At 71.7% G+C, this 5,006-nt stretch carries 6 protein-coding genes; 4 read left to right on the top strand and 2 right to left on the bottom strand.

Going from position 1 to position 5,006, the window contains the following annotated elements; all coding sequences use genetic code 11:
* A partial coding sequence (locus ACYVE7_RS28825) for a hypothetical protein (RefSeq protein WP_460369001.1) occupies positions 1–182 on the bottom strand: 182 nt, incomplete at its 3' end.
* Here ACYVE7_RS28825 and ACYVE7_RS28820 point away from each other — a divergent pair.
* Genes ACYVE7_RS28820 through wsfD form a run of 4 tightly spaced genes read left to right on the top strand, consistent with a single transcriptional unit; the run spans position 161 to position 4,461 of the window.
* On the top strand, positions 161–1,546 hold the full coding sequence (locus ACYVE7_RS28820) for a glycosyltransferase family 2 protein (protein WP_460369000.1): 1,386 nt from the start codon (positions 161–163) through the stop codon (positions 1,544–1,546). The two genes, ACYVE7_RS28825 and ACYVE7_RS28820, sit on opposite strands and share 22 nt — an antisense overlap.
* On the top strand, positions 1,530–2,081 hold the full coding sequence (locus ACYVE7_RS28815; protein WP_460368998.1) for an exosortase/archaeosortase family protein: 552 nt from the start codon (positions 1,530–1,532) through the stop codon (positions 2,079–2,081). The genes ACYVE7_RS28820 and ACYVE7_RS28815 overlap by 17 nt, the downstream gene beginning before the upstream one ends.
* On the top strand, positions 2,078–2,908 hold the full coding sequence (locus ACYVE7_RS28810) for a septum formation family protein (protein WP_460368996.1): 831 nt from the start codon (positions 2,078–2,080) through the stop codon (positions 2,906–2,908). The genes ACYVE7_RS28815 and ACYVE7_RS28810 overlap by 4 nt, the downstream gene beginning before the upstream one ends.
* The gene (gene wsfD, locus ACYVE7_RS28805; protein ID WP_460368994.1) at positions 2,905–4,461 is read left to right on the top strand and encodes a glycan biosynthesis hexose transferase WsfD; all 1,557 of its coding nucleotides are present in this window, start codon (positions 2,905–2,907) and stop codon (positions 4,459–4,461) included. Before ACYVE7_RS28810 ends, wsfD begins: the two co-directional genes overlap by 4 nt.
* Positions 4,462–4,546: 85 nt before the next feature.
* Here the strand turns inward: wsfD and ACYVE7_RS28800 are convergent.
* Positions 4,547–5,006, bottom strand: a 460-nt coding sequence (locus ACYVE7_RS28800) for an acyltransferase family protein (protein ID WP_460368992.1), incomplete at its 5' end; no start/stop codon positions are given.

The raw sequence follows: 5,006 nt of genomic DNA, 5'->3' as shown, positions 1-5,006 counted from the left end.
GGCGGGTCGATCCTGCCGCAGATCGCGCCGGCCACGCCCGCCCCGACCACTCCGGCGCCGGCCGTTCCGGCACCGGCGCCGGTCTCGGCGACGCCGACCCAGCCGCCGACGACACCGCCGACGACATCACCGGCGCGCTGAAGCCGGGAAGGACGATTCCGTGGAGTTCCTACCGACCGCACAGGCGGTCTCGGTGTTCATGGTGGTGCTGTTCCTGGCCTACCTGGTCACCATCCTCGTGCCGTACACGCTGCGCAAACCCGGCCCGGCCGGTGACAGCGGCGAGTACAGCTGGCACTTCTTCGTCCCCTGCCGGGACGAGGAGGCCGTCATCGGCCACACCCTGACCCGGCTGCGCGAAGACTTCGACGGCCACATCTGGGTCATCGACGACGACAGCGACGACGCCACCTGCGCGATCGTGGAGCGTTTCGCGCAGACGCACCCCGACGTGCACCTGGTGCGCCGCCGCCGTCCCGAGGCCCGCACCGGCAAGGGCGACGCGCTCAACACCGCCTACGAGCGGCTCGACGCGTTCCTGCCCGCGGGCACCGACCGGTCGAAGGTCATCGTGGGCGTGGTCGACGCGGACGCGGCGCTCGCGTCGAACGCGCTCGACCAGGTCGCGGGGCCCGGCGGGTTCGAGAGCCCGAAGGTCGGGGCCGTCCAGGTCGCCGTCTACATGGCGAACCGCGGGGCGCGTCCCGCCCGTCCCGACCGGGGCCGGCTGGGCAACCTGTTCGCCCGCTACCTGGTCCGGATGCAGGACCTGGAGTTCCGCACCACGATCGCCGCGATGCAGATGCTCCGCGGTCGCACCGGCTCGGTCGGGATGGGCGGCAACGGCCAGTTCACCCGGCTGTCGGTGCTGGACGAGGTCAGCACCCGCTACGGCTGGCCGTGGCACAACGCGCTGCTCGAGGATTACGAGCTGGGCCTGCGGGTGCTGCTCAGCGGGCACGAGAACCGCTACGTGCACGACACCTACGTCGCGCAGGAGGGCCTGACCAGCCTGCGCCGCCTGATCACGCAGCGGACCCGCTGGTCGCAGGGGAACATGCAGTGCGCCCGCTACCTGCCCGAGATCCTGCGGTCCAAGCACTTCAGCAACGCGGGCGTCGTCGAGGCGTGCTACTTCCTGACCTTGCCGTTCATCCAGCTCACCGGTGTCGTCATCTGGCCGGCGGTGCTGGTCTCCGTGCTGATGAAGGTGTCGGCGGGCGGCGGCGGCGACATGGTCCAGGGCACCCTGGCGTACTGGTGGTTCTGGGCGCTGGTCCTGCTGATCGGGATCACGCCGTTCGGCATCTGGGGCCCGATCTACCGGCGCAAGTGCGAACCGCAGGCCGCCTGGTGGAAGGGGCTCGTCTGGGGCCTCGGCCTCTGGCTCTACGTCTACTACATGTACATCTCCGTGCTGCGGGCGTTCGCCCGGCTGCTGCTCGGCCAGACCGGCTGGGTGAAGACCCGCCGCAACGCCGAGCCGGAGCGCGCCACGGAGCTGGAACGGACCGCGAGGGAGCTGACCGATGCCGGAGCCCGCTGACGAGGCCGTCGGGCGGCTCATCACCCCGGCGCGGCTGGGGCTTTCCCTGACGTTGTGGGGGACGATGATCTGGATCATCGCCAACGCCACGCCCGCCCGCGCGCAGGAGGCGAAGCTCGCCGCCCTGCTCGCGGGCCCGGTGACGCCCGGCTACGCCTCCTCGACCAGGGACATCGTGCTGATCGGGCTCGGCACCCCCGACCAGCTCGCCCTGCGGATCACCAACGAGTGCACGGTGGTCCTGCTCCTCGTGCCGATGCTGTTCCTGGCCGGGCTGATCAGCCTGTTCCGCCGGTTCGGCGTGTGGAGCGTCCTGCTCGGGCTGCTGATGGGCGCCTCCGCCGTGATCTTCACCAACCAGGTCAGGATCGTGCTGATCGCCTGGGCGACGGAGACGTACGGGGTCGACCTCGGCTACGAGCTGACCCACAAGTTCTTCGGTTCGGTGCTCGCGATCGCCGGGTTCGCCGGCGGGCTGCTGCTGATGCTGCGGGTCGCGCCGCACCTGTTCGGACGGAAGGGGGCCGGCCGATGAGGCGGTCCTTGTGGTGGGCGGCCGCCCTGCTGACGGTCGCCGGCTGCGCCTCGCCCAACCAGTTCGAGGGCGCGGTGGCGACGGGTTCGATGCCGGTCGGCTCCTGCCACCGGTTCTCCGACCCCTACGAGCTGTACGTGGCCAGCGACATCGCGCCGCCGGTGCCGTGCGACACCCCGCACCAGACCGAGACCATCGGGTTCGCGAAGGTCCCGAAGGTGATGGCGGCGATGCCGGAACGCCCGGAGCGTCCCGCCGACCTGGCGGGGCCCGCGTGCGACGCGATCGGCTACAAGCGGATCCGCACCTACATGGGCGCCGACGAGCTCGACGCCCAGTACGGCGTCGACATCTGGATGAAGTTCCCGACCAGGGACGAGTGGAAGGACGGGCTGCGGGTCGTCCGCTGCGATCTGATCCCCTCCTACCAGGGCGGCCCGATCGGGCCGAGCGTGTCGCAGCCGCTGCAGGGTGTGCTCCGCAGGGCCGACTCGGCGCGGTTCCGGCACTGCCGGGACGGCATGAAGGACGTCACCTGCGACCGTGCGCACACCGCCGAGCACGTCGGCGGATGGAACGCTCTGGACGGCAAGCGCTACCCGGGGGCCAAGAAGGCCGCCGCGAAACTCGCCGACCAGTGCTGGCGGAACGCCGAGCAGTACACCTCGGGCGCGGTCGGGCGCGGCGACCTGAAGGTCACGACCTCGGGACTCTCCCTGGCGCAGTGGCGCAGGGGCACGCGGACCAGTGACTGCTGGGTCGTCAACGTGACCGGCCGGACGTCCGGGACGCTCCGTGCCGGACTGATCGGAGAGTCGGACAGATGAGCCTGCTTGTAGAACCGGCACCGGTACGGGAGGCCGTCTCCCCGAGGCGGGCGCGTCCCGCCCGTCGGGAGGGGCGCGCGGCGCTCGTCGTGGGCCTGGCCATCACGGGCCTGCTGCTGGGACGGCTGCTCCTCGGCGGCACCGTCGGCTTCGGCGACCAGGGCGACGCCCACCGGCTGATGTGCTCGGTCGGCGTCGCGGACGCCACCCCGTACAACGAGCTGGGCCCGCGCTACCTGCACCTGAAGTGGAACGACCACCGCTGGTACGGCGAGACCTGCGGGTCGGACGGCTCCGGCGAGCCGTACGAGTCGACCCAGCTCTGGCTGCTGTGGGGCGCGAAGTACCTGTCGGGCTGGATGTTCGGCGGCGGCGGGCTCGACCTGCGCGCGCTGGGCGTCCTGTGCTCGGGGCTGGCCGGGCTGGTCTGCGCGGGGCTGTTCCTCGTGCTGCCGGGCTCGCGCCGGATGCGGCTCTGCATCGTCGCGGGGCTCGCGCTGATCTTCGCCGACTCGGCGTTCGCCGGCTACTTCATCTCGCCGTACAGCGAGCCCGCCGCGCTGCTCGGCTCGGTCACCATGCTGATCGCGCTGATCGCGATCTGGAAGCGCGGCCATTCGACGGTGCCGCTGCTGGCCGCGGTCTGCGGGGCGGCCGCGTTCACCATCGCGGCCAAGACCCAGACCGTCGCCTACATGCCGGCGGTGGCGCTCGGGCTGCTGGCCGTCCCGTTCCGCGGGCCGTGGGTGGACGCCCGCTGGACCGGCGGCAACCTCAAGATGGAGTGGCTGCGGCGGCGGCTGCCCGCGCTGGTCGCGCTGTCGGTGCTGGCCGTCTTCTGCGTCGGCTACCTGCAGGCGCAGCCGGAGCGGTTCCGCTACCAGAACACCTACAACGCGATCTTCGGTGAGCTGCTGCCGAACAGCCCCGACCCGGCCGGCGACCTGGTGGCGATGGGCCTCGACCCGGCGTGGGCGTCGGCGAGCGGCAGCAACCTGTACTCGGCGAACGCGCTCGCGGGGACCCCGGTCTACGAGGAGTTCAAGCGGGAGGCGAGCCTCGGCGACGTCGGGCTGTTCTATCTGACGCACCCGGACCGGCTGCCCGCCCTGTTCGAACGGGGCATCGCGACGGCCGTCCAGCTGCGGCCCGCCTATCTGGGGTCGTTCGAGAAGAGCGAGGGCCACGGGCCTTACGCGCAGGAGCACCGCGTCATGGTGGTGTCGTGGCTGTTCGCCGTCTTCCAGTGGGCGCACTGGCTGATGATCGCGCAGTGGGTGCTGCTGGTGATCGGCGGGCTGCTGGTGGTCAACCACCAGACCATGTCGCGGCGGCGCAAGGCCTACGGCTGGCTGGCGCTGTTCATCGCGGTCTCGACCGTGTGCCAGTTCTGGGCGGTGATGTTCAGCGACGGGACCGCCGACGGCATCAAGCACATGGTGTTCGTCGACTTCCTCACCGCGCTGGGCCTGCCGGTTCTCGGGGCGTGCGCGGTGCTGCTGGTCAACGCGGTGCGCTCGGCGCTCCCGCTGCCCGCTCCCCGCACACGCTGATCCACGGCCGTCCAGGCCGGAACGTCGAAGGGGCCCGTCCGTTCGGACGGGCCCCTTCTGTGCTGTTTGAGCGGGTACCGCTCGATCAGTGGATGCCGGGGCCGGTGACCACGGGCCCGTCGGTCCTGGCGTCCATCGCGGGTGCGAGCGGGATCAGCGCGACGGCCGCGAGGGCGACGCAGCCGGCCGCCGCCAGCGGCAGCAGGACGCGCGGACGCGGCGACGAACGCTGGATCGGCCGCTCCAGCAGGTGGTAGGTGAGCGCCGCCAGCACGAAGCTCGCCGCCAGCGCCACGGCCACCCGCTGCGCGGGAGCCCAGCCCGGGTAGACCGTCCCCAGGTAGACCCAGACGGGCCAGTGCCACAGGTAGAGCGGGTAGCTGACCCGTCCGATCCAGAGCACGGGACCGAGCGTCAGCAGCCGTTCGCCGGGCGCGCCGCCCCGGCCGAGCGCCCCGATGAGCAGCGCCGCCGCCACCCCGACGAGCGGAAGCTGCCACAGGTACAGCGCCGCCGAGTCGATCGCGGCGACGCACCAGACGGCC

This window comes from Actinocorallia lasiicapitis (genome assembly GCF_054778695.1).
This window is presented reverse-complemented; position numbering and strand designations above follow the sequence as displayed.

Bases quoted from the DNA above. Each gene is read 5' to 3' on its own strand.
- ACYVE7_RS28810 (WP_460368996.1), top strand. From the start codon at position 2,078: ATGAGGCGGTCCTTGTGGTGGGCGGCCGCCCTGCTGACGGTCGCCGGC.
- wsfD (WP_460368994.1), top strand. From the start codon at position 2,905: ATGAGCCTGCTTGTAGAACCGGCACCGGTACGGGAGGCCGTCTCCCCG.
- ACYVE7_RS28815 (WP_460368998.1), top strand. From the start codon at position 1,530: ATGCCGGAGCCCGCTGACGAGGCCGTCGGGCGGCTCATCACCCCGGCG.